The following is a 20,138-nucleotide window of genomic DNA, read 5'->3' on the forward strand; positions in this document are numbered from 1 at the left end:
ACGGTTGGAAATATGACAAGAATGCCGCTTGGAGAGAGCATTGAGGTAGTTTCTGCTGACTAACTCGGCAAAATCCACGCATTACAGCCCTGCTATACCTGTTGTAGTCTCAACTTCCAACGCCAGATAATCCATATAGCGATATACGATATACAATTCCTTTTAGTGCGGAATTTCGACGCTATGAGCCTCCAGATACTCGATTTCTCCCGATGAGACGAATACAGCAAGTGGTCTTGATTACGCCGGTAATCACGACCACTTTGAAGTACCCCGCCGCCGTCGGTGAAGCACGAATGCTGCAACCGCCTCACGACGGCGCTTCCCCTGGGGTAGAGGCACCGAGACCGGGCCCGCAGGACGGTGGAGGGCCGGTGAATGCCTGACCGGGCGCTTTCGACGCCGCTCGACGATAGCTTCGAGCGCTACCTCCAAGACAAGGGGAAAGGCCGCGGCGGCGACGGTGGGAACTATCGACGTAACGCTGCACGCGAGCTCGAACGGTTCGCCGAGTGGGCCGCCGGCGACCGCGGCGCCGACGACTGGACCGGGATCGTCCCCGACGACGTCGACCGCGAGCCGACCTTCGACGATCTCGACGAACGCGTGTTCCGGGAGTACGCCCGACATCTCGGTGGAGATCGGGGACTCAAGCAGAACACAGTACAAACCTATTACCGCTATATCTCTGCCTGGTGTGGCTGGTGCGTCAACGAGGGATATCTCGAGGCGCATTACGCGCAGCGGGCCAGTGCGATGGCGCCGCTGCCGGAGGACGACGGCCGCAAGCCCGGCGACCAGCAGGCCTGGACGTCCGAGCAGCGCCACGCCCTCACCCGCCACGTCGACGAACGGGCCCGCTACGCCGTCGAGGCGTACACGACACTCCCGGAGGGTACTGACCCCCTCGACAAGCAGCGAGCACGCTACGCGGCGCTGAAGGCGGCTCGTGACCGGGCGCTGGTGTTCGTCCTCGCGTACACCGCCGTCCGCGTCGGCGAACTCCTCCGCGATCCGAACGACCCGCGCCGGCGCGGCGTCCGCTGGGAGGACCTCTCCCTCGACGACGGCAGTATGGACGTCTACCGGAAGAAACAGCAATGGGACGCCGCGAGTCTCCCCGACCCGGTGATCTCGCCGCTGCGGAGCTACCGCCAGCTGATGGACCCACCGACGGGGCGCTGGCCGGTGTTTCCCACGTTCGACCAGCGGACGCTCGCAGGGCTCGTCCAGGATGAGCTCGCCGACCGAGGGGAACATACGGAGGCAATCGCCGAACGCCGTGAGGAGTACGCTCGCGACCTCCTCCTAGCGCTCGATGAGGATATTCGGCCGCCCTCGATTACGACGGACGGCACACGATCGATTCTCCAACGGCTCTCAGAAGCTGCAGAGATAGACATCGACCATCCGAAACACGATTACCTTGCTCCACACGGCGGCCGGCGTGGAATGGGTGAAGTTCTCGTTCGAGCATTCGGATACACGGTTGCCGCCCGGTATCTCGACAATTCAGAGGAGATGGTGAGAGAGCGGTATTCACATATCGAGGCCGGAGAACTCGGTGATGTCGCTACTGAGGCGCTCGAGGAGATCGATAGTATACCGTAGTAACATATTTCGAGTGTGAGGGGTAGACCGTCGCGTTCACACCGCGTCGACGGTGAACAGCGAGTCGTCGCTGAGGACGACCTGTACCCGGCGGTGCCAGGCGTCAGCAAAGGCCTCCCGTTGCTGGTCGCTTGCCGATCCGTCGAGAATCCCCTGGAGGTTCCCGATCGCGGGTCCACCGCCAGGAACATCGCTGACGTGGTAGGCCACTTCGACGGTCTCGTCCGTGTCGGTTCGCCGGAACCGGAACGTCGGGTCCGCCGTGTCCGGGTCGAACGCGTCGAAGACGAGGAGGTCGCGGCGGCCGCCATAGCCGCCGGCGAGCCCGCTGAATCCGTCATCGCCGGTCGCGCCAGTCACGTACGAGATGATGCGGCTCATCACGCCGTACGCGGCATCGTCCTGCGGGCCGGCCGTCTGGACCTCGATTTTGCTCCGGACTGGATAGTCGTCGGGATACAGGGCGTCGAGCCCGAGCTGGACGATCCGGTAGGCGCCCGAGGCTGTCGGACAGGAGTGGCCCGCTTCTTTCACCGCGTCCCGGTAGGTGACGACGAACGGTTCGCCCGGTTCGAGGACGCCGAGGGCCTCCGCGACGGGGTCGCGGATTTCGATCGGGTCGACGTCGTAGTCGACCTGCCAATTGGTTCTCGTCTGGGTCGTGTCAGTCGCAGTCGAATTCGATGTCATGAGTTGTGGTTGTGATCGTGTCTCGTGGTCAGTAGCGGAGCAGTCGCATCCCGTTGAGGATGACGAGGAGGACGCTGGCCTCGTGGACCAGCATTCCCGACGCGAGGGTGACGTAGCTGGTGAGCACGCCCGCGAGGAGGACGGTCACGGTCAACACTGCCAGCCCGACGTTCTCGAGGACGTTCCAGCGCGTCGCCTTGCTGAGTTTGACCGCGTACGGGATTCGTTCGAGGTCGTCGGCCATCAACGCCATGTCAGCCGTCTCGATGGCGGTGTCCGTCCCCGCAGCACCCATCGCGATGCCGACGTCGGCGGTCGCCAGCGATGGCGCGTCGTTGATGCCGTCGCCGACCATCGCGACGACGTGGCCGTCGGCCTGGTAGCCCTCGATGACGGACTGCTTGTCCTCGGGGAGGAGTTCGGCACGGTACTCGTCGATACCGACCTCCTCGGCAACGGCAGCGGCCGTCCGCTCGTTGTCGCCGGTGAGCATCACCGTCTCGATGCCAGCGTCTTGGAGCGCCGCGACGACCCCAGAAGCGGCCTCCCGGAGCTCGTCCCGCATCGCAATCGCGCCGATGATGTCCCCGTCCCGAACGACGTGGACGACTGTCTCGCCGCGCCCCTCACGCTCGCGGACGTAGTCGGCGACCCGGCTGGGGACGTCAATGTCGCGGTCGGCCAGCAGTGCGCGGTTGCCGACAACAACTTCCTGGCCATCGGCGTGGGCGATGACGCCCTTGCCAGCGACTACGTCGAAGTCATCCGGATCGGGGACCGACCTGCGCCCCGCGTCCGTATCGTCCGCTTGGGCGACCGTCGTTCCGCCGTCCGTCGCGGCGGTCGGATCCTCGCGGGCCGCGTCGACGATGGCGTCAGCGAGGTGGTGTTCGCTCTTCTTCTCGGCGGTCGCCGCGAGTGAGAGGACCTCGTCATCAGCAACGCCGAACCCCTCAACATCGGCGACGGTGGTCTCGCCCTTCGTGAGGGTGCCGGTCTTGTCGAAGGCGACAAGGTCGATCTTGCCGGCGCGTTCGAGGTGTTCGCCGCCCTTCATCAGCACGCCAGACCGAGCGGCGTTGCCGATGGCCGAGACGATGCTGACCGGTGGCCCGATGACCAGCGCGCCGGGACAGCCGATGACCAACAGGGTCAGCGACAGGATCGCGTTCTGCGTGACGGCGTACGCACCGATAGCGAGCACGATGACGGCCGGCGTGTAATACTTCGCGAACCGGTCGATGAGACTCTCGGTCGGCGACTGAGCCTCTTGGGCCTCCTCGACACGGCGGATGATCCGTTCGAGCGTCGTATCCGAGCCCGCACCCGTCGTTCGGATCTCCAGTGCGCCTTCTTGATTGACCGTCCCGGCGTAGACCTCGTCGCCGTCGGCCTTGTGGACGGGCGCGCTCTCGCCGGTGACTGGTGCTTGGTTGACGGCGCTCTCGCCGTCGACGACGGTGCCGTCAACCGGAATCTTCCCGCCCGGCTTTACGACGACGACTTCGCCCTCTTCGACCTCGCGGGCGGGGACTTCTTGGAGTTCCCCGTCGCGACGGACGGTCGCCGTGTCGGGCGTCATCTCCAACAGCTCCTGGAGGGCAGTCCGGGTCTTCCGCATCGTCCGTCCCTCGAGGTAGCTGCCGAGGCTGAACAGGAAGACGACGGCGGCGGCCTCCCAGTACTCCCCGATGATGATGGCCCCAATGGCGGCTAGCGTCACCAGCGTCTTGATTCCGAGCGTCCGGTTGGTGACCTCGTGGTAGGCGGTTTTGGCGATGTCGTAGCCACCCACGAGCGTCGCCAGGACGAGGATGGCGGCGCTGGCCGTATTAAAACTCGTGAGGTAGCCCAGACTCCAGCCACCGCCGTAGAGGAGACCGCTCGTCGCCGTGACGATGGCCTTCCGGTGTTTCCGGTAGTACTGCGTGATCGATTGTTTGTTCATGGTGTTAGGCGGGCTGGGGCGTGTACCCCTGGTTTTCAATGGTCTGTGCGAAGGTGTCGGGGTCAGCGACGCTGTCGTCGTACTCGATCTCGACGCGGCCGGTCGCGTAGTGGACTTCGACGTGCTGGACGCCGTCGACGTTCGACAGGGCGCGTTCGACGGTGCTCGCGCAGGTCGGGCAATCGAAGTCGAGGACGCGGAATTGGGTTGTGTCGCTCATTACAGTTTGAGGTAGTGCCCATACCCCAATAAGTATTTTTTAGATGATATGTTTGAATTCGGAGACGGGTCGTTGGAACAGTCAAACAGGTCGTCTAGGGCTTTTGCTATCGTGGGTCTATTCTGTACTCGATTCCTCGACAGACACCTACCCGACTCCTGCCCCGCTACCTTTTCCCGCGTGCTCGCGCTCAGTTCTCGTATGAGTGATTTCGATACTGACCACCGTCTCGACGACATCGCGGTGCGAGACACTCGGGTTTCGGATGCCATCGACGAGCCGATGCGGGCGATGATCCTCGATATTCTGGCCGAGGAGGCCCTGACCGCGACCGAGGTCCACGAACGCCTCGACGTTCGCGGCGTCGACCGGACGGAGAACACGGTTCGCCACCACATCAACGAGCTCCGGGACGCCGGCCTCGTCGACGTCGTTCGGTTCGAGGAGGGTCGTGGTGGGACGACGAAGTACTACCACGCAAACACGATCGTTCTCTCGTACTCACTACCAGATTCGGCCGACGCCGCCGTCGAAGAGATGATCGACGCTGTCCAGCCCCAGATCACGGACGCGCTCACTACGCTCACCGACGAGTACGACGACGCTATTGAGGAGATCGTCGCGGATATGCAGCCCTGCGAGCACTGCCGGACCCAGAAGTACGAAACGTATGTGCTTCTGACTGTCCTCCGACGTGCGTTCGTTCGTGCTCACAGAGACTCCTGAGCGAGAAAACTCGGGACTATTGGGATTTCATCAGATACGACACGACACGAAACCACCGGTCGTTGAAGGCTGCGAATTGATCACTCAATTTCTAACTGACTGCTCCCACCGTCCTCCCTATTGTCGTTCTCATCCCATTCGAGTTCGAACTCGATACTCAATTCACCGGGTCCGTCCGTTGGTCCCTCGCGCTCGGCTTTGACCTCGAACGTCGGGCGCGCTGGTGGTTCCATTGTCACGGACTCGGAACCGGATTTGAGTGTGACTGCGTCCCCTTGTTCGAGTTTATCAGCGACGCTACGGAGATACGACGCGATTTCTTCTCGAGTCTGGCCACTCTCTGATTTGAACAGGACTTCTTCAGGCATACTGAACGATACGCTGCCTGTACCGATAAGTGAATCCCCTAAATCACCCTCGCTTGAGCCAGAATCATCATACACCAATGTTATCAACAGAGCTGAAACCAACCTCCGGTCACAGTTCCTCAGGTTGCCGTACCGTTGTCCGTCGGTATCCCTCGTACAAAGCTGGTAATCCGAGGGGGAGTGCGAGGAGTCCAAATCCGAGAAGGGCATACTCATCTGCGTCCTGATGTCGCATGGCGAGGAGCGTCGCGACGATGCCGAGAAGCGCAATTACGTAGGCTGTATTACTCCAGACCACGTCATATGAGGAGCAGTACAGCCAGCAGACGAACGTGTAGGAGGGGGCATTCCAGGTCGGTGGATGGAGTTTCGGCCAGAAGAATCGACAGTACGTCGTCCAGCCGAGCATCGCCAGCGTGGGAAGTCCCGCGAGCCATGTCGTCGAGCCGAATGGCGTCCGAGCACCGAATCGTCTGTAGCCAGCAAGGAACAACGCCGGAAATCCGAGGATCCACAGCCAGATGCCGATAGTGTATGACACGGGCCAGTGCTCGATCCGTGGTTGCTCGAAGGGAAGTCGGAGCGATTCCGGCAGCGTCGCCCAAGGGAATGAGGGATCAGGGACTGGACTTGTTACGAATGCGATCAGACAGAGTCCCGTCCCGACGAGTAGTCCGTAGAGGCCCAACGTTGTATATCGGCTGAGCCAGGCCGGGAGCGACGGGTGCACCGTTGTGGTATGGCGATCGGGTGTGCCCGTCATTCCTCGAATCAGTCTTCCTGTGACTCCGTGTCGCGTTCGAGTGCTTCGCGTCGCTGTTCGTATTCCTCGTCGGTCAGCTCTCCGCGGGCGTAGGCGACCCGGAGCTCCTCGAGGGCTTGGTCTGAGCTACTCTCACTTCCCGTAATCGCACGATAGATGAGGTAGCCACCGCCGACGAGGGCAGCGAGGAACAGTAACTGCATCACGATGCCGACGATGAACATCCAGCCAGGCATCGTCCCGTCACCCCACATGTGACCGCCCCACATCCCGCCCATCATTGGGCCGAACCCCATCATCCCGAAGCCCATGAAGAACAGAGGGACGATGAATACGGCACCGATGATAACGAGGAGGAGCGTAACAAGTCGCGTGTCGTCTGAATTTGTCGGCATATTGTAATCCCTCCGTGAGTTTGGGTCTCAAGTAATACTACGTCCTTACTATTCAATGCGGTTGTGCCTTCGACCTGCGTGTTCTACCCACCGCTAATCTTTTGAATTCACACTCTCAACGGCTCTAACCTGAACTATCTGAAGGAAAACTGCAAAAGATAATCCGTACGATGATACATCTATGCAGGTGACGATGGTCGAGGGCATCTTCGAAGCCCTCCGAATCGGTGTAGGATTCCTCTGGACGGCGGCGTGGGCGATCATTATGGGTCTCACGATCACGAGTCTGGTCCAAGTCTATGTCTCCAAGGAGCGAATGGCACAGGTGTTGGGCGACGGTGATCTGAGCGGGCTCACCAAGGCGACTGCGTTCGGTGCGGCGAGCAGCGGCTGCAGTTTCGGCGCTGTCGCCATCGGGAAGGGCCTGTTCAAGAAGGGAGCGCACGCGGTCAACTTTCTCGCGTTCATGTTCGCGTCGACGAATCTGATCGTCGAACTCGGGCTGATGATTCTGATTCTGCTCGGCTGGGAGTTCCTCTTGGCGGAACTGCTGGGCGGTCTCATCCTCATCGCCGTGATGGCGGTGATCGTCCACCTCACGCTCCCCGAGAATCTCTTTGCCGAAGTTCGAGAAACGCTCAACGAGCGCGACCGTGAGGCGGGCGTCACCGAAGACCCGACCTGCGGGATGGAAGGCAAAGACGAATACACGCTCACGACCGACGGCGGTGAGACGCTCAAATTCTGCTCGGAGGGCTGTATGGAGACCTACCGTCAGGAGACGTCGAGTCGCGGCGGGTGGCGTGACGAGTTGCTGTCGTGGGGTGGCTGGTACAAAATCGGGAATCAGTACCGCAAGGAGTGGTCGATGATCTGGAAGGACATCGTCGCTGGCTTCCTTATTTCTGGGTTCGTCATCGTTTTCGTCCCGCAGTGGGTGTGGAACACGCTGTTCATTCAGGGCGACGGCCTGCTCGTGACTGCCGAGAACGCGATTATGGGTGTCACCATCGCCGTCCTCAGTTTCGTTGGCAGTATGGGTAACGTCCCGTTCGCCGTCGCGCTGTGGGGCGGTGGCGTCAGCTTCGCCGGGATCATCGCGTTCGTCTACGCTGACCTCATCACGATTCCCGTGCTGAACGTCTACCGGAAGTACTACGGCTGGAAGATCATGCTGTACATCCTCGGCGTCTTTTTCATGACGATGGCGTTCACCGGCTTCCTCATGGAGCTGCTGTTCGACGCGCTGGGAATCGTTCCGGATCTGGCGGGCGGTGAGACGGCGACGGAGCAGACGTACTTCAAACTCAACTACACGTTCTATCTCAACCTCATCGCGTTCGCGCTCTCCGGGTTCCTGCTGTATGTTTATCGTCGCGGTCTCGGTGCGCCCGGCCAGTACCGCGACCCCGTCTGTGGGATGCGGACTGACGACAGCGAGCCATCGGCGGCGCACGACGGCGAGACGTACTACTTCTGCTCGCAGACCTGCAAGGAGACCTTCGGGGAAAACCCGGACGAATACGCCACCGGGCATCCGATGGTGATGGAGGGACACGACCACTGACGGACAGCTCGTTGATGGTTCACAGTCTCGATTGAGTACGTCAGTCGTGCTTGGACACATCCGCTGACGCGGCCATACTGAACACGCTACCGTGACTCTTGAGCAGAGAGAATTGGAAGCCGAATTTATGTTACCCGCCTTTGAATTCTGACTGAATGTACGACCGAATTCTCCTGTCGACCGATGGAACTGTTGCGTCTGAAGATGCTGAAACGCATGCACTCGAGCTCGCAGCCGCTCACAACGCAGTCCTCCATGTGCTCTACGTCGTTGACGAGGATGTCGTAACTGCGTACAGCGGGGACGAGTACGTCGACGAAGCCGAAGGTCCCGAACACGGCCTCGAAGAACACGGCGAGGAGACGCTTTCCGAACTCCGACGTCGAGCCGCAGAAACCGATGTCGATGTCGAGACGGCAATGCAACATGGCCGCCCCGCTGAGACCATCGTGGACCACGCAGACGACTGTGACGCCGATCTCCTCGTGCTCGGTACCAAACGCCGGCCCGACGAATATCGTGCGTTGCTCGGAAGTGTCACCGACCGCGTCCTTCGGCTGACGACGCGTCCGGCAACCGTCGTGAAAACAGAAGTCAGCGAGTAGGAAACGACCGTCCGTTACCGTCCATCATCTGGTGTGAGACGGGCGCGACGGCGGTCAAACTCCTCGCCGTCGATCTCGCCACGGGCGTACCGCTTTTGGAGGACGGCGAGTGCGCAATCCTCAGCGGGGCCGTTCGATTGCGACCGCGTTCCCAGCCAGTAGATGAAACCGAGGGGGACGGCGACGAGGAGTGCCATCCACAGGAGCCCGAACAGCATCATCCCCCAGCCCCAGCTACCCCATCCGGCCATGTGGCCGTCGTTCCACATCCCGTCGTGCCACCCCCACATCATTGCATCTGGGACAGTCGCGTGTGTTAGCGCCATTCCGGCGACGACGGCCAGAGCCAGCGCTCCGACGACGATGAGTCCCAGAGAACGAATCCCGCGTGCTTGAATTGGATTTTGCATTGTTGTACTCCCAAAGGTCTCGGCGTGGTTAGCCGAGGATGTATTCGAGGGCGGGGTAGCGCTCGACGAGCGTCTCGCCGCCGACGTCGTAGTTCTCGATGTACTGGTCGAGGCCCAGGATGCGGCCCGCGGCGAACGCGGCGACCGCGAGGAACACGAGCATGTACGCGAAGTCCCCGTTGATGAACCCGTGACCCATATCCCAGTTCCCGAAGTAGAACATGAGCATCATGAGCGCGCCGAAGAACGCCGCGAGGCGGACGAACGCGCCGACGAGCAGGCCGAGGCCGATGAACAGCTCGCCCCACGGCACGGCGACGTTCGCGAACTCGACGAACCACGGCGTGCTACCCATCCACGCGAACATCCCCGCGAGCGGGTTGCCGTTCGTCGCCGCGACGTTCGTGAGGTAACCGCCCGCGGCGAACTCGCCGGTGATCTTCGTGAACCCGGAGTACGCGAACGCGTAGCCCATCATGAGACGGAGCGCGAGCACGAACCACGCACTGAGACTGTGAACTTTCCCGCCGACGGTCAGACCGCCGACTCTGCTCTCGAGCTGATTCATGTCGGAGTCGAGTGTGGACATAGTTATTGCACCTTCAACTATCAGTACGGAGGCAGAGACGATATAACGGCGAGCCGGCGTTCTGAGTCAGAAAATCGGCGGGCTATATTACGCTCCTGTCGCGAGTAGAGACGTGTGACCGAGGAGTCCGACCCGTCGGAAATCTTCGCTACACTCGACGACGAGTACGCTCGCGACATCCTCGTGGCGACGAAGACCGACCGACTGTCTGCGAAGGAACTCAGCGAGGAATGTGACATGTCACGCCCGACCGTCTCGCGCCGTGTCACCCGCCTCGTCGAGCAGGGCCTCCTCGAAGAGTATACGCACGTCGACCCCGGAGGACGGCACTACAGCGAGTACGAGGCTCGTCTCGAACGTATTGAAGTCCTCCTCCAGGCAGAGGGCTTCGATGTCCAGGTCGATGTCCGGGCGGACCCCGCCGACCGGATTACGACCATCTTCGAGGAGATGCGGGGAGACTGACTTATGGAACACACGCTATTCGTCATCGGCAAACTGTTCACGACCGCGTTAGCACTGGTCATCGCATATCAGGCCTATCGCGGGTACCAACGACATCACACGCAGTTACTCCTGTACGTCGCCGCGGGCTTCGCGCTGGTCGGTCTTGGTGGCCTCCTTGAAGGCGTTCTCTTCGAACTCCTCCAAGTGTCGATTTTCGAAGCAGGATTCGTCGCAGCACTCGTCACCGCCGCCGGGATGCTGTCGATCCTCTACGCTCTGTATGCCCCAAACCCCTGAGGATTCGGGACGTTCATTCGAGAAGCGGCCTCTGGGCGTTGTTCCTCATTCGAAGTCGCTATTGTTTGGATTCCCCTTATTCTCGCCAGTGTAGGGTCGTAGCGGGAATTATGCCCATACCAGTCGTACAGTATCGTATGATTCGAACACTCGTGGGTGTCCTTGGCGCTCTCTCAGCGCTGTTCCCGGACAAAATCGTCAAGCTCTTCGAGAAACTCGCGATTGCGAATCCAAGCGAGGGAACGGTGAGAGGGTGGGTCGGCCCAGCTATCCGGTCTGAGGGCGTTCTGATAGCTGCGATTTCCCTCCTCAATGGGCGAGCATACGCGTGGCTGATGAATCTTACCGGTGTGTTCGGCGCTATCGTCTTCCTGTTTCCCGATCTGTATCGAAGATTTGCCACCGCGTTCCTATACGAGCGTCCGGAGTCGATCGAATGGAACGAGCGATTCCGCTCGGGTATTCGGGCTATCGGCGCACTATACGTCTTTTTAGCGGCGAAGACGTATCTGGAGCGCCACAACGATACCTGGGTCTTCCCGCCATCGTCAATTGCTGAATCTGAGATTTGGTTCGTTGCCGCTGCATGTATCGCTTGGAATCTAAAGTTTGACCCCCAAGAGACCTGTATAATCGAAGGGGAAATCCGCTAAAGAGAGGGAGCCGTATGTACCTCTGTATGACGACGACCATCACCGTGGAAGGAATGTCGTGCGGTCACTGTGAGCAGACGGTCGAAGAGGCCCTTGAAGAGGTCACTGGCGTAACTTCCGTGACCGTCGACAGGGAGAGTGAACAGGCAAGCGTCGACGGTGAGGCAGAGGTCACGGCCCTCGTGGCGGCCGTCGAAGACGCAGGATACACCGCTCACGCCTGAGTATCGTGCGCTGCGGATAGCACAAGTCGCTTCGAGACGACGACTAACCGTTGTCTTCGGAGCTTGTCTACGCTGGTCTTGCTGTACGGTTTCAGGGCCGAAGATTCAGGAAGCCGGCGGAACCACCTCAATAGAGAACATGACTCATGGACGACCACAAAGATACAACTGAGAATTCCCCGGGAGGAGAGGACCAGCCGGACACCACCAGTCACCAGCACGAACACGGTGAGCAAGATGAAGCGGTCGCGGAATCTGACGAAGAAGGGGTAGAACAGGAGCTACTAGAGGAGGAGGCTCACCCTGCTGCGGCAGGTGAGATGGCGTCCCACGAACAGCACGAACACGCCGGCCACGAGGGCGACGGGCACGGCCACGATTCCCACGAGGGACACGGCGAGGGCCATGGCGGGATGCACGAAGGCCACGAGCAGATGTTCCGCCGGCGTTTCTTCATTTCGACGCTCCTGTCGATCCCCGTCCTCCTGTACAGCGAAATGCTACAGGAGTGGCTCGGCTTCTCCGTCCCTGTATTCCCGGGGAGCGAGTGGATCAACCCCGTCTTCGCGGTGATCGTCTTCGCGTACGGTGGGATTCCGTTCCTCAAGATGGCACTTCCGGAGCTGAAAGACCGTGCGCCGGGGATGATGACGCTCATCTCGATGGCGATCACCGTCGCGTTCGTCTACAGCCTCGCGAGCGTGGTTTTCCCCACACAGTCAGCGTTCTTCTGGGAACTCGTCACGCTGATCGACATCATGCTGCTGGGCCACTGGATCGAGATGCGGTCAGTCCGGCGGGCCTCCAGCGCGGTCGACGAACTGGCGAAACTGATGCCAGACACCGCCGAGCGTATCACCGACGACGGGGAGACCGAAGAAGTTCCCGTCAGTGAGCTCTCAGAAGGCGATCTCGTGCTCATCCGGCCGGGCGCAAGTGTCCCTGCTGACGGCACCGTCGAGGAGGGTGACTCCGACGTCAACGAGTCGATGATCACCGGCGAGTCCAAGCCCGTCTCGAAAGAGCCTGGCGACGAGGTCATCGGCGGCACCATCAACGGCGACGGCAGCCTCCGTGTTCGCGTCGGTGCGACGGGCGAGGAGACAACGCTCGCGGGTATCATGCGCCTCGTCGAGGAAGCTCAACAGAGCAAGTCCAAGACGCAAGTGTTGGCCGACCGCGCGGCCGGCTGGCTATTCTACGTCGCGCTCGGGGCGGCAGTCGTGACCGCGATTGCGTGGACGGTCGCAGTCTCGTTCGACGCAACGGTCATCGAACGAGTCGTGACGGTGCTCGTCATCGCCTGCCCACACGCTCTCGGGCTCGCCATCCCGCTGGTCGTCGCGATCAACACCTCACTTGCAGCGCGCAACGGGATGCTCGTCCGCGACCGAATCGCGATGGAGGACGCACGGAACCTGGACGCCATCATCTTCGACAAGACAGGGACGCTCACCGAAGGCGAACACGGCGTCGTGGATATGGCGACCGTCGACGGCGTCGACGAGGACGACGCGCTCGGGCTGGCGGCAGCCGTCGAGAGTGACTCCGAACACATGATCGCCCGAGCGATCCGTGAGGCCGCCGACGAGCGAGATGTAACTACTCCTGACGCGACAGCCTTCGAGGCGATCAAAGGACGAGGGGTCCGGGCGACCGTCAACGGAAACGAGGTGTACGTCGGCGGGCCGAACCTGTTGACCCAGCTCGATAGCGAGATCCCCGACCACCTCCAGCGCTTCGCTGACGAGGCCGGACAGAACGCCCAGACAGTGGTGTATCTCGTTCGTAACGGAGAGCTAATCGCCGCCTTCGCGATGGCCGACGTGATCCGCGAGGAGAGTTTCCGCGTCGTCGACGCCCTCCACGATCTGGGGATCGAGGTGGCGATGTTGACTGGGGACTCCCAGGACGTCGCCAACGCCGTCGCCGACGAACTGGGCATCGACACAGTGTTCGCGGAGGTCCTCCCCGAAGACAAAGACGAGAAAGTCCAGGAACTCCAGGACCAGGGGAAGCTCGTGGGGATGGTCGGCGACGGTGTGAACGACGCGCCGGCGCTGACGCGAGCTGACGTCGGCATTGCGATCGGGAGCGGCACCGACGTTGCGGTCCAGTCGGCCGACGTCATCCTCGTCCAGAACAACCCGATGGACGTCGTCCGGCTGGTGAAGCTCAGTAAGGCGAGCTACCGGAAGATGCAGGAGAACATCGTCTGGGCGGCCGGCTACAACGTGTTCGCAATTCCGCTCGCAGCAGGCGTGTTGGCACCGATCGGGATTCTGCTGTCCCCCGCTGTGGGTGCGCTCTTGATGTCGTTGAGTACAGTCATCGTCGCGATCAACGCCCAGCTGCTCCGCCGCGTGGACCTGTCCATTCCCGAGCTTCCAGGCGGGACACCAGCGACTGACGCACAACCTGTAGACTGAAACGCTCCCGAACGCTTCGGAGCTTCTTTCAATTGAGTCCGGTTGGTGGACAGCAAATGGCGACACTGCGTGATTTCGGTGGGTATCGCTACGCGGTCACCGGTTCCACAGTTTTTCCGAAGGGTGCATAGTTCGGTATACACAGACGCTCGTCTGATGGGCTACATTGCTGCGCCAGCACTAGGTTTATACCGTTAGACGGGTTTCTTTCCAATATGAGCCTCGAAGAGACGGTTGACTACCTCGCCGAGGAACTTGACCTCGAGCGAAGTGAACACGTCCGTGAGGTTGGTCAGTCGGTCGCCGAGCTTCGCGACTGATCAAAACATTTCTCTGAAGTCTCGTTCGACCAGTCCGTTCTCCAGATACGTGATGAACTCTTGTTTCGTTGGTCCTTGACGGTCGAGCAGATCGTCCCGTCCTGCTCGTTCGAGAACTGCCTGCGCGAAGTCCGTACAGTGGAATTCGTGCTGCCCAGCATACTCTGAGAGGGCTTCTCGCCAGTGCATATCCAGCTCGAACTCGGCTAACCGGATTTGGATCCCATCTTTCCGTTCGACGAGGTCGACGTCCAGCTCTTCGAGTTGCTTGAAACGGAGGTTGTTCCGGCGGACCGTGATGAGCCGTTTAGAATCGACGATGTAGGGATTGACCCACTCTCGCCAGGTATCGTCGTCGACGTGTGTTCGTGGCATCTCAAAATCCGGGTTCACACTCTCAATACAGAACTGCAGCATCGCGATGCCAGTTCGATGATTCGCATTCGGGAGGGAATGTCGGAGGATCAAATTCGACATCACTTCTCCAGCGACGGTCGGAAGTGGTGCTCCCCAGGAGACGTGATCGAGTGCCTGTTGGATCTTTTGTGGTTCGAACTCCTTGTAGAGCCGAAACTCATCCTCATCTCGAACATCGACAGCTGCTTCGAGCAATTCCACTAATCGGAATGTGACAACTTGCCCAGCACGAGGGAGATCACGAATACGGTCGCTCAGCCATTCCTGATCAAAGTCGATGTCTTGGGCAGATTCGAGCTCTGACTCGCCTTCATAGAGTACATAGACCGGTGTTTCGAAGGGGTAGCCGATGAGCTTTGTCGACTCGTCGGACTGCTCTCGTTGAGACAGGATCTCTGCTACCGATGCCGAGCTATATTTGAGTGAGAAATTCTCGGCCTGTGGGTGATGATAGAAGACGAGCCGAACCATCTCAATGCGTCTTCGGGGGAAGTGGGTAAAGCAGTCCCGCTTTTATATTGAGTTCTACTCGCCTGGTTCTACGACGTAGTGGGTGCGTTCACGTCCTCTAAATACTGGCTTTCCCACTCACGTCGCGCCTCGATTTCCCGCACTCCGCGTTGTGTGACCGTGTACACGTTCGTCCGTTTGTCGAGTTCAACTTTCTCCAGGGATTCATCTCGCGCCTGAAGGCACGGGTATTCTCCTTGCTCTTTACAAATTCTATTTCGAAGATAGAGTGTTACAAGTTATCAAATAATACTATGAATATAAGTGTCCGCAACAAGCAGTCATCGAACGCACGTGGCAGAAATGGTTGTTGCATATCACCACTACAAAAGATGACACGGAACACTGTCAACACGACCGTCTCGCTCAGGCCCGCAGACGCGGTCTTCTTGGAATGGGCGAGCGGCGTCAACGCCTCTGGTCTCTTCCGAGAAGAACTCGCGGACCAAATGGCCTACCGGGGTATCGACCGTCGGCAGCTGGTCTCCCTCGTCGATCAGGCTCTCGACGCGGGAGCCGACCTCGACGATCTACTCGAACAGACCACAGACATGGACGACCTCGAAGCACTCCTCGATACTAACAAGAAAATAGATGATGACAACTGACACGACGGACGACCACGACCGGGACGATTCGACGACTGACAAGCACGACTTCAAACACCGCATCGCACACCAGCTCCCACCTGAGGCCGTCTCACTCGCTGTCGGCCTCGGATTCCTCATCGTTGGAGTTTCCCCCGTCCTCGCAGCTCCAGACGACGTTGGGAACGTCTACTGTGACACCGGTGTCGAGACCGGCATTGATCTGGTCTTCGGCGCTGTTGCTGGTCTCGGTCTCCCAGCTACCGGCTACTACATGAGCAAGGGCGGACTCTCGTACATGCGAGCGGGCGGGAATCCTGAGAAGAAAAACCAGGCCAAAGAGCGTCTCGTCATGTCCGGGGTTGGATTCGCCATCGTCGTTCTGGCGCTCCTGTCACCCGAACTTGTCGACAAAATCGGTTCCCAGATGGGCTTCGGGTTCTCCGATTGTGTGAAGCCTTTCTAACGATTATATTTCATGTCTGCCCTCCGTTCGTTGACTCTCGGCGTGTTCGCCCTCGCCCTCGTCGCACTCGTGGGTAGTGGAATCGGGAGTGCTGACACTGTCTCACGGACGGCCGAGCCAGCGCCGAACAACACGACAGTACCCGACGATGGCCCAGCGTACGGCGTCAACAACAGCACGTTCCAGCGGCTCTGGTCGGGAGACTCCGATCAACCCGACCTCTCCAGCGACGCGTTCAACTCCTGGAACACCTCACGACCAGAGTTCTTCCGCCGACTCGCGATGACGACCGACGTTCCCTTCGATCGGCCGCCAGAAGCAGTCGAAGCCTGGAACAGTGGTGACCTTCGCGATTTCGCTCCCGGGAATCACTCTCGGTCGATCCATCCGGACGGCGTCCGCCTCCGGAATAGTGAATTCATTCGCGATGCGTACCTCGCAGTGTACGCAGTTCAGCCCTCGACGATAGTTCACCAATCGAACGGCACAACCCACTACATCGCGCCCGACGGCGAGGTCCTCACGACGGCTGACTTCCGTGTGCAAACCCCAGATGGTGACCCAATCGGACCGATTCGCCGGTCATGGGACATCAGCGAGGCCCGCATTCAGACGGTCGCACTGGAGGCACAGAACGAAACACAGGACACCAGCTCCGGGCACACGACGACGCTGGAGTACGCGGGGCTGAGCGGGAATCGGACGCTGACTGTGCGCGCCGAAATCGTCGTCGAGGCCGAGGAGGTCATTCGCTCGTGCAACAACTTCAACGGAAGCACCCGCGAGTGCAACGAGGAGTGGAACGTCACCATCAACGAGCATACGGACAGCGTGAACGTCACCGCCAATCGCACGGTCCAGGTGAACGATCTCTCCACCGCAACCATCGAACGTGTTGCGTTCAGGGATGGGTCGGAACGTGACGGTGCGATACTCCAGCCGAATTCGACATGGGGGCGAATCATCGTCGACGATGCAGACGGCGTCGGCGTTCGGAGTGGCTACCTCTACTACACGGCAGGAAACGAGAACTGGCATACCCTGACGACCAGCGCTGCAATCTGGAACGAAACCCACGAGTCCTCGGTTCGACCGCTCCAGGTCCATGCCTTCCCTCGCCCGAGTGGGACTAGCATCCTTCACGGCAGCGCAGACTGGTCCTGGAAGCCACTCAGAATCCAGCACAGCGAGGCGACAGAAGTCGCCGCGCCCACCATCCCGCCGAACTTCCACGTGGATAGTGGTGCGCCGTATTCGGAGACAAATCGTCTCGTCGTGACGTCGACTGAGTACGACACCGGGACGTTCCAACAGGCGACTGTGTACGGTGTTGTTCGCTCGCAATCCCGGACAGTGTCGTCGAGCTCGGTGAAGACCGTCCAGGAGACCATGGTTACGGTGGACATTGTCGCGCCGGAAGCAGCCGGGACAACGCTCCGAATCTGGGTGGGAGAGACGGATGGAACACCGGTCCAGCACGGACGCGTCCACGTCGGGTCGAGGACGGTGCGGACGAACGATGACGGAGTCGCGTTTGTCACCATACAGAACCCGCCCAGTCTGGTCGAAGTCGCGTATGACCCGCTCCCGTGGTGGAGTACGGACCGACCACACACCCCATCGCGCGAAATCAAACAGATGCCACTCGATCTGCCGTCGATGACCGACATCCTCAACCTCACCATAGTGACGCTGCTGTGGTTCATCCCGGTCGCAGTCCTCCTGTTCGGGGTCGATTACGCCTCTGACGGTGCACTTCTCGGTATTCGCGAAACAGAAAGTCATGAGTGAGAACACAGAATCCACAGACACGAGTCGTATCGCCCGCCGAACACTGCTGAGTTCGATAGCTGCCGGGTCAGTCATGTTGGCAGGCTGTTCATCCGATTCTTCGTCGACAGCCACCTCGACTTCGGAGTCGGAGAACTCGTCCCAAACTGAGCCGAATACACAGCTGACGACACCGGACGAAAGCAGTGTCTTCGCCGACATCCGGGTCGGAACGACCCACATCGAAGTCGAGCTTGCAGAGGGGAGCTCGCTCGACCGCGTGAACCTCATCAAGCCCAATGGCGAACTCCAGAGCCGGAGCGGTGTGAGTACAGGAGTGAGGCAAGTCTCACTCCGCTTCTCCGATGACTGGGAGTACACCATGGGCGGATACAGCCCGGGGACGTACCGGCTGGTCGCAATCGCTGGCGGCGAGTCCGTCGAAGAGGCCGAGATAGAGCTTCGTCCCGATGTGTCGATTACCGACGTTCGCTGGGCGAAGAACCATCCCGATATGCCCTACGAGCCGGGTGATCCACCATCGGACCTTGCTCGGGTCATCCTGGAGAATACTGGGACTGGCCCAGCCTTTGTCGAGGAGCTGCATCTGGCCGACACTCCATTCAATCTGACAAGGTCTCGTGACGGTTTAGTTTCGCCTATGCTTCAGACGATTTCTCCAAGAGAGACAGTTTCGCAAACAACAACGAGCATATTTAAAATCACCAACGCTGGTGCTCCCGGTCTCGACTGCGAAGAATACGAGACAGTCACGTTCACCGTTACAGCTCGGCTTCAAGTGAGTGATTCGAACCCAGCCTACTCACAGGCCGTCAGATACGGCACAGATGACAATGGTAACTGTGATCTCTCCCTTGTTTCAGGAGAGGAGGGAACAAGCGAGGAGGGAGGGGAATAGGCGATGGGATGGTTCGCCGACCAGATTGTCAGCGGGGTAATGTCTCTCATCGAGGTGGGAATTAGCCAACTCCAAGACCTAATAGAGTCCCTCATTGGATTCCTCATTCAGAAAATCGTCGGTGTTCCCTATCCAGAAGGGTCGCGATATATGGTCATCGGAAGTCCGGAAGACGACCTTTGGGGACCACTCTACTCGGACGTGTATCTCCAGTATATCCTCCCGCTCTCACTGGGGATCCTGTTCATCGGTGTTGCCTATATCGGTGTTAGAAGCGGGTCGGTTAGCCCCTATCGGCGGAAAAAGCTGCTCCGCCGCGCAGGCTTAGTATTCATGGGTATTTTCGTTTGGTTTCCACTGGTGTCCATTCCGCTACACTTTGTCCACGACATCGGAATGACGCTGGCACCAGTAGATGAGATGACTAGCTCGTTCGGTGGAGCCCTGAAGGGTTTGACCGGCGGTGTGATTCTTATTTTAATCATCTACTTCGTCGAGAATGTATTGCTGATCGCTGCGGCACTCGTCTACGCTCTTCGATGGCTCGGCATCATCGTATTGACGCTCACGATGCCGTTGCTCGGTGTGTGTTGGGCGTTCGATGTCTGGCCCCTCAGCCCCGTCTCTCAGATTGCTAAACGAGCCGCGGCTGTATATCCCGGTCTCATCGTGGCGGGACTGCCCGCAGCGGTGCTGTTCCGAATTGGCTGGGAAATGGAGCTGTTCTCGCTTGATGCCGAGGCGCTCACGTTCAATGTCATCATGGCGGTGATGTTGATTCCGGGAGCGTGCATCGCGAGTATTCTCACAGTTTACTGGAGTAGTCCGATGATTCAGCGCGTTGCACAGAAGGGGGCAAATCCAACAGCCCGTGCAGCCTCAACTGCGGCCTCGAACACCAAACAGTCAGCAAAACGCGGTGTCCGCGGAGCAATACAGGTCCATCGAGACCTGACACGGAACCCGAACCCACCCACGAGACCCGCAAACGGTACCGGTGACGGAGATAGACCGGACGATCCATCGGAGGGTGTTAATGCGGTCTCTCGTCCTGGACGCACAGTCAAGCAAGACGCAGAGACACCCGCACTCCCTGGCCGAACTTCCGGCGACACGAACACAGGCACGAACAGGTCATCGAAATTCGACAAGGCCGCGTTCAAACGCACCCAGCGGAAGGTCATGCGGTGGACCGACGACTAACGCT

At 59.8% G+C, this 20,138-nt stretch carries 22 protein-coding genes and 2 pseudogenes; 14 read left to right on the forward strand and 10 right to left on the reverse strand.

Annotated elements, in window-relative coordinates; all coding sequences use genetic code 11:
* The first annotated feature begins 378 nt into the window (after positions 1 to 378).
* Complete coding sequence (locus ACSG06_RS21470) at positions 379 to 1,611, forward strand: site-specific integrase (RefSeq protein WP_095637939.1); 1,233 nt, start codon at positions 379 to 381, stop codon at positions 1,609 to 1,611.
* A 36-nt stretch (positions 1,612 to 1,647) separates the two neighbouring features.
* On the opposite strand, the gene ACSG06_RS21475 is transcribed toward ACSG06_RS21470, so the two are convergent.
* The 3 genes from ACSG06_RS21475 to ACSG06_RS21485 are packed head-to-tail and all read right to left on the reverse strand — an operon-like array spanning position 1,648 to position 4,469.
* Complete coding sequence (locus ACSG06_RS21475) at positions 1,648 to 2,301, reverse strand: hypothetical protein (protein ID WP_058984794.1); 654 nt, start codon at positions 2,299 to 2,301, stop codon at positions 1,648 to 1,650.
* A 28-nt stretch (positions 2,302 to 2,329) separates the two neighbouring features.
* Positions 2,330 to 4,249 (reverse strand): heavy metal translocating P-type ATPase, encoded by a 1,920-nt coding sequence (locus ACSG06_RS21480; RefSeq protein ID WP_440992335.1) that lies wholly within the window; start codon positions 4,247 to 4,249, stop codon positions 2,330 to 2,332.
* 4 nt (positions 4,250 to 4,253) lie between these two features.
* On the reverse strand, positions 4,254 to 4,469 hold the full coding sequence (locus ACSG06_RS21485) for a heavy-metal-associated domain-containing protein (protein WP_092664579.1): 216 nt from the start codon (positions 4,467 to 4,469) through the stop codon (positions 4,254 to 4,256).
* A gap of 201 nt (positions 4,470 to 4,670) precedes the next feature.
* Between ACSG06_RS21485 and ACSG06_RS21490 the strand changes: the two genes are divergently transcribed.
* Complete coding sequence (locus tag ACSG06_RS21490; protein ID WP_277543570.1) at positions 4,671 to 5,195, forward strand: ArsR/SmtB family transcription factor; 525 nt, start codon at positions 4,671 to 4,673, stop codon at positions 5,193 to 5,195.
* A gap of 80 nt (positions 5,196 to 5,275) precedes the next feature.
* Here ACSG06_RS21490 and ACSG06_RS21495 read toward each other — a convergent pair whose 3' ends face one another.
* The 3 genes from ACSG06_RS21495 to ACSG06_RS21505 form a co-directional block, all read right to left on the reverse strand.
* The gene (locus tag ACSG06_RS21495; RefSeq protein WP_049986819.1) at positions 5,276 to 5,563 is read right to left on the reverse strand and encodes an amphi-Trp domain-containing protein; all 288 of its coding nucleotides are present in this window, start codon (positions 5,561 to 5,563) and stop codon (positions 5,276 to 5,278) included.
* Between the two features lie 109 nt (positions 5,564 to 5,672).
* Entirely contained in the window at positions 5,673 to 6,104 is a 432-nt protein-coding gene (locus ACSG06_RS21500; RefSeq protein ID WP_231727187.1) for a hypothetical protein, read from the reverse strand.
* Positions 6,105 to 6,334: 230 nt separating this feature from the next.
* Positions 6,335 to 6,721, reverse strand: coding sequence for an SHOCT domain-containing protein (locus ACSG06_RS21505; protein ID WP_382216045.1), 387 nt, complete (start codon positions 6,719 to 6,721; stop codon positions 6,335 to 6,337).
* 181 nt (positions 6,722 to 6,902) lie between these two features.
* Here ACSG06_RS21505 and ACSG06_RS21510 point away from each other — a divergent pair, with 181 nt between their 5' ends.
* Both ACSG06_RS21510 and ACSG06_RS21515 read left to right on the forward strand, forming a co-directional pair.
* Positions 6,903 to 8,288, forward strand: coding sequence for a permease (locus ACSG06_RS21510; RefSeq protein ID WP_058984789.1), 1,386 nt, complete (start codon positions 6,903 to 6,905; stop codon positions 8,286 to 8,288).
* Positions 8,289 to 8,443: 155 nt separating this feature from the next.
* On the forward strand, positions 8,444 to 8,893 hold the full coding sequence (locus ACSG06_RS21515) for a universal stress protein (RefSeq protein ID WP_008364394.1): 450 nt from the start codon (positions 8,444 to 8,446) through the stop codon (positions 8,891 to 8,893).
* A 14-nt stretch (positions 8,894 to 8,907) separates the two neighbouring features.
* Here the strand turns inward: ACSG06_RS21515 and ACSG06_RS21520 are convergent, their stop codons facing one another.
* Complete coding sequence (locus ACSG06_RS21520; protein WP_440992336.1) at positions 8,908 to 9,186, reverse strand: SHOCT domain-containing protein; 279 nt, start codon at positions 9,184 to 9,186, stop codon at positions 8,908 to 8,910.
* 145 nt (positions 9,187 to 9,331) lie between these two features.
* Positions 9,332 to 9,892: a DoxX family protein gene (locus tag ACSG06_RS21525; RefSeq protein ID WP_058984787.1), complete on the reverse strand. Its 561-nt coding sequence runs from the start codon at positions 9,890 to 9,892 to the stop codon at positions 9,332 to 9,334.
* Positions 9,893 to 10,006: 114 nt separating this feature from the next.
* On the opposite strand from ACSG06_RS21525, the gene ACSG06_RS21530 reads away from it, so the two are divergent.
* The 5 genes and pseudogenes from ACSG06_RS21530 to ACSG06_RS21550 all read left to right on the forward strand — a co-directional run bounded on the left by ACSG06_RS21530 (position 10,007) and on the right by ACSG06_RS21550 (position 13,942).
* Positions 10,007 to 10,357, forward strand: coding sequence for an ArsR/SmtB family transcription factor (locus ACSG06_RS21530; RefSeq protein ID WP_058984786.1), 351 nt, complete (start codon positions 10,007 to 10,009; stop codon positions 10,355 to 10,357).
* 3 nt (positions 10,358 to 10,360) lie between these two features.
* Positions 10,361 to 10,636, forward strand: coding sequence for a DUF7521 family protein (locus ACSG06_RS21535; RefSeq protein WP_004515576.1), 276 nt, complete (start codon positions 10,361 to 10,363; stop codon positions 10,634 to 10,636).
* 137 nt (positions 10,637 to 10,773) lie between these two features.
* A pseudogene (locus tag ACSG06_RS21540) lies at positions 10,774 to 11,166 on the forward strand (hypothetical protein); the annotation flags it as partial.
* A 149-nt stretch (positions 11,167 to 11,315) separates the two neighbouring features.
* A complete protein-coding gene (locus ACSG06_RS21545) occupies positions 11,316 to 11,513 on the forward strand; it encodes a heavy-metal-associated domain-containing protein (RefSeq protein WP_006183483.1) in 198 nt (65 codons plus the stop codon).
* A 146-nt stretch (positions 11,514 to 11,659) separates the two neighbouring features.
* Entirely contained in the window at positions 11,660 to 13,942 is a 2,283-nt protein-coding gene (locus ACSG06_RS21550) for a copper-translocating P-type ATPase (protein WP_440992337.1), read from the forward strand.
* Between the two features lie 320 nt (positions 13,943 to 14,262).
* On the opposite strand, the gene ACSG06_RS21555 is transcribed toward ACSG06_RS21550, so the two are convergent.
* Positions 14,263 to 15,150 carry a DUF8172 family protein gene (locus tag ACSG06_RS21555; protein WP_440992338.1) on the reverse strand — a complete coding sequence of 296 codons (888 nt, stop codon included), beginning with the start codon at positions 15,148 to 15,150 and terminating at the stop codon, positions 14,263 to 14,265.
* A gap of 68 nt (positions 15,151 to 15,218) precedes the next feature.
* A pseudogene (locus ACSG06_RS21560) lies at positions 15,219 to 15,350 on the reverse strand (PadR family transcriptional regulator); the annotation flags it as partial.
* Between the two features lie 171 nt (positions 15,351 to 15,521).
* Here ACSG06_RS21560 and ACSG06_RS21565 point away from each other — a divergent pair.
* The 5 genes from ACSG06_RS21565 to ACSG06_RS21585 are packed head-to-tail and all read left to right on the forward strand — an operon-like array spanning position 15,522 to position 20,134.
* Entirely contained in the window at positions 15,522 to 15,797 is a 276-nt protein-coding gene (locus tag ACSG06_RS21565; RefSeq protein WP_440992339.1) for a hypothetical protein, read from the forward strand.
* Entirely contained in the window at positions 15,787 to 16,242 is a 456-nt protein-coding gene (locus tag ACSG06_RS21570) for a pilin (RefSeq protein ID WP_440992398.1), read from the forward strand. The genes ACSG06_RS21565 and ACSG06_RS21570 overlap by 11 nt, the downstream gene beginning before the upstream one ends.
* Before the next feature lie 42 nt (positions 16,243 to 16,284).
* The gene (locus ACSG06_RS21575) at positions 16,285 to 18,033 is read left to right on the forward strand and encodes a DUF8186 domain-containing protein (RefSeq protein WP_440992340.1); all 1,749 of its coding nucleotides are present in this window, start codon (positions 16,285 to 16,287) and stop codon (positions 18,031 to 18,033) included.
* A complete protein-coding gene (locus ACSG06_RS21580; protein WP_440992341.1) occupies positions 18,026 to 18,931 on the forward strand; it encodes a hypothetical protein in 906 nt (301 codons plus the stop codon). The genes ACSG06_RS21575 and ACSG06_RS21580 overlap by 8 nt, the downstream gene beginning before the upstream one ends.
* A gap of 3 nt (positions 18,932 to 18,934) precedes the next feature.
* Positions 18,935 to 20,134 (forward strand): TrbL/VirB6 family protein, encoded by a 1,200-nt coding sequence (locus ACSG06_RS21585; protein ID WP_440992342.1) that lies wholly within the window; start codon positions 18,935 to 18,937, stop codon positions 20,132 to 20,134.
* Positions 20,135 to 20,138: the final 4 nt, after the last annotated feature.

Source organism: Haloarchaeobius baliensis (assembly GCF_052060055.1).
In the GTDB taxonomy this organism is placed as follows: domain Archaea; phylum Halobacteriota; class Halobacteria; order Halobacteriales; family Natrialbaceae; genus Haloarchaeobius; species Haloarchaeobius baliensis.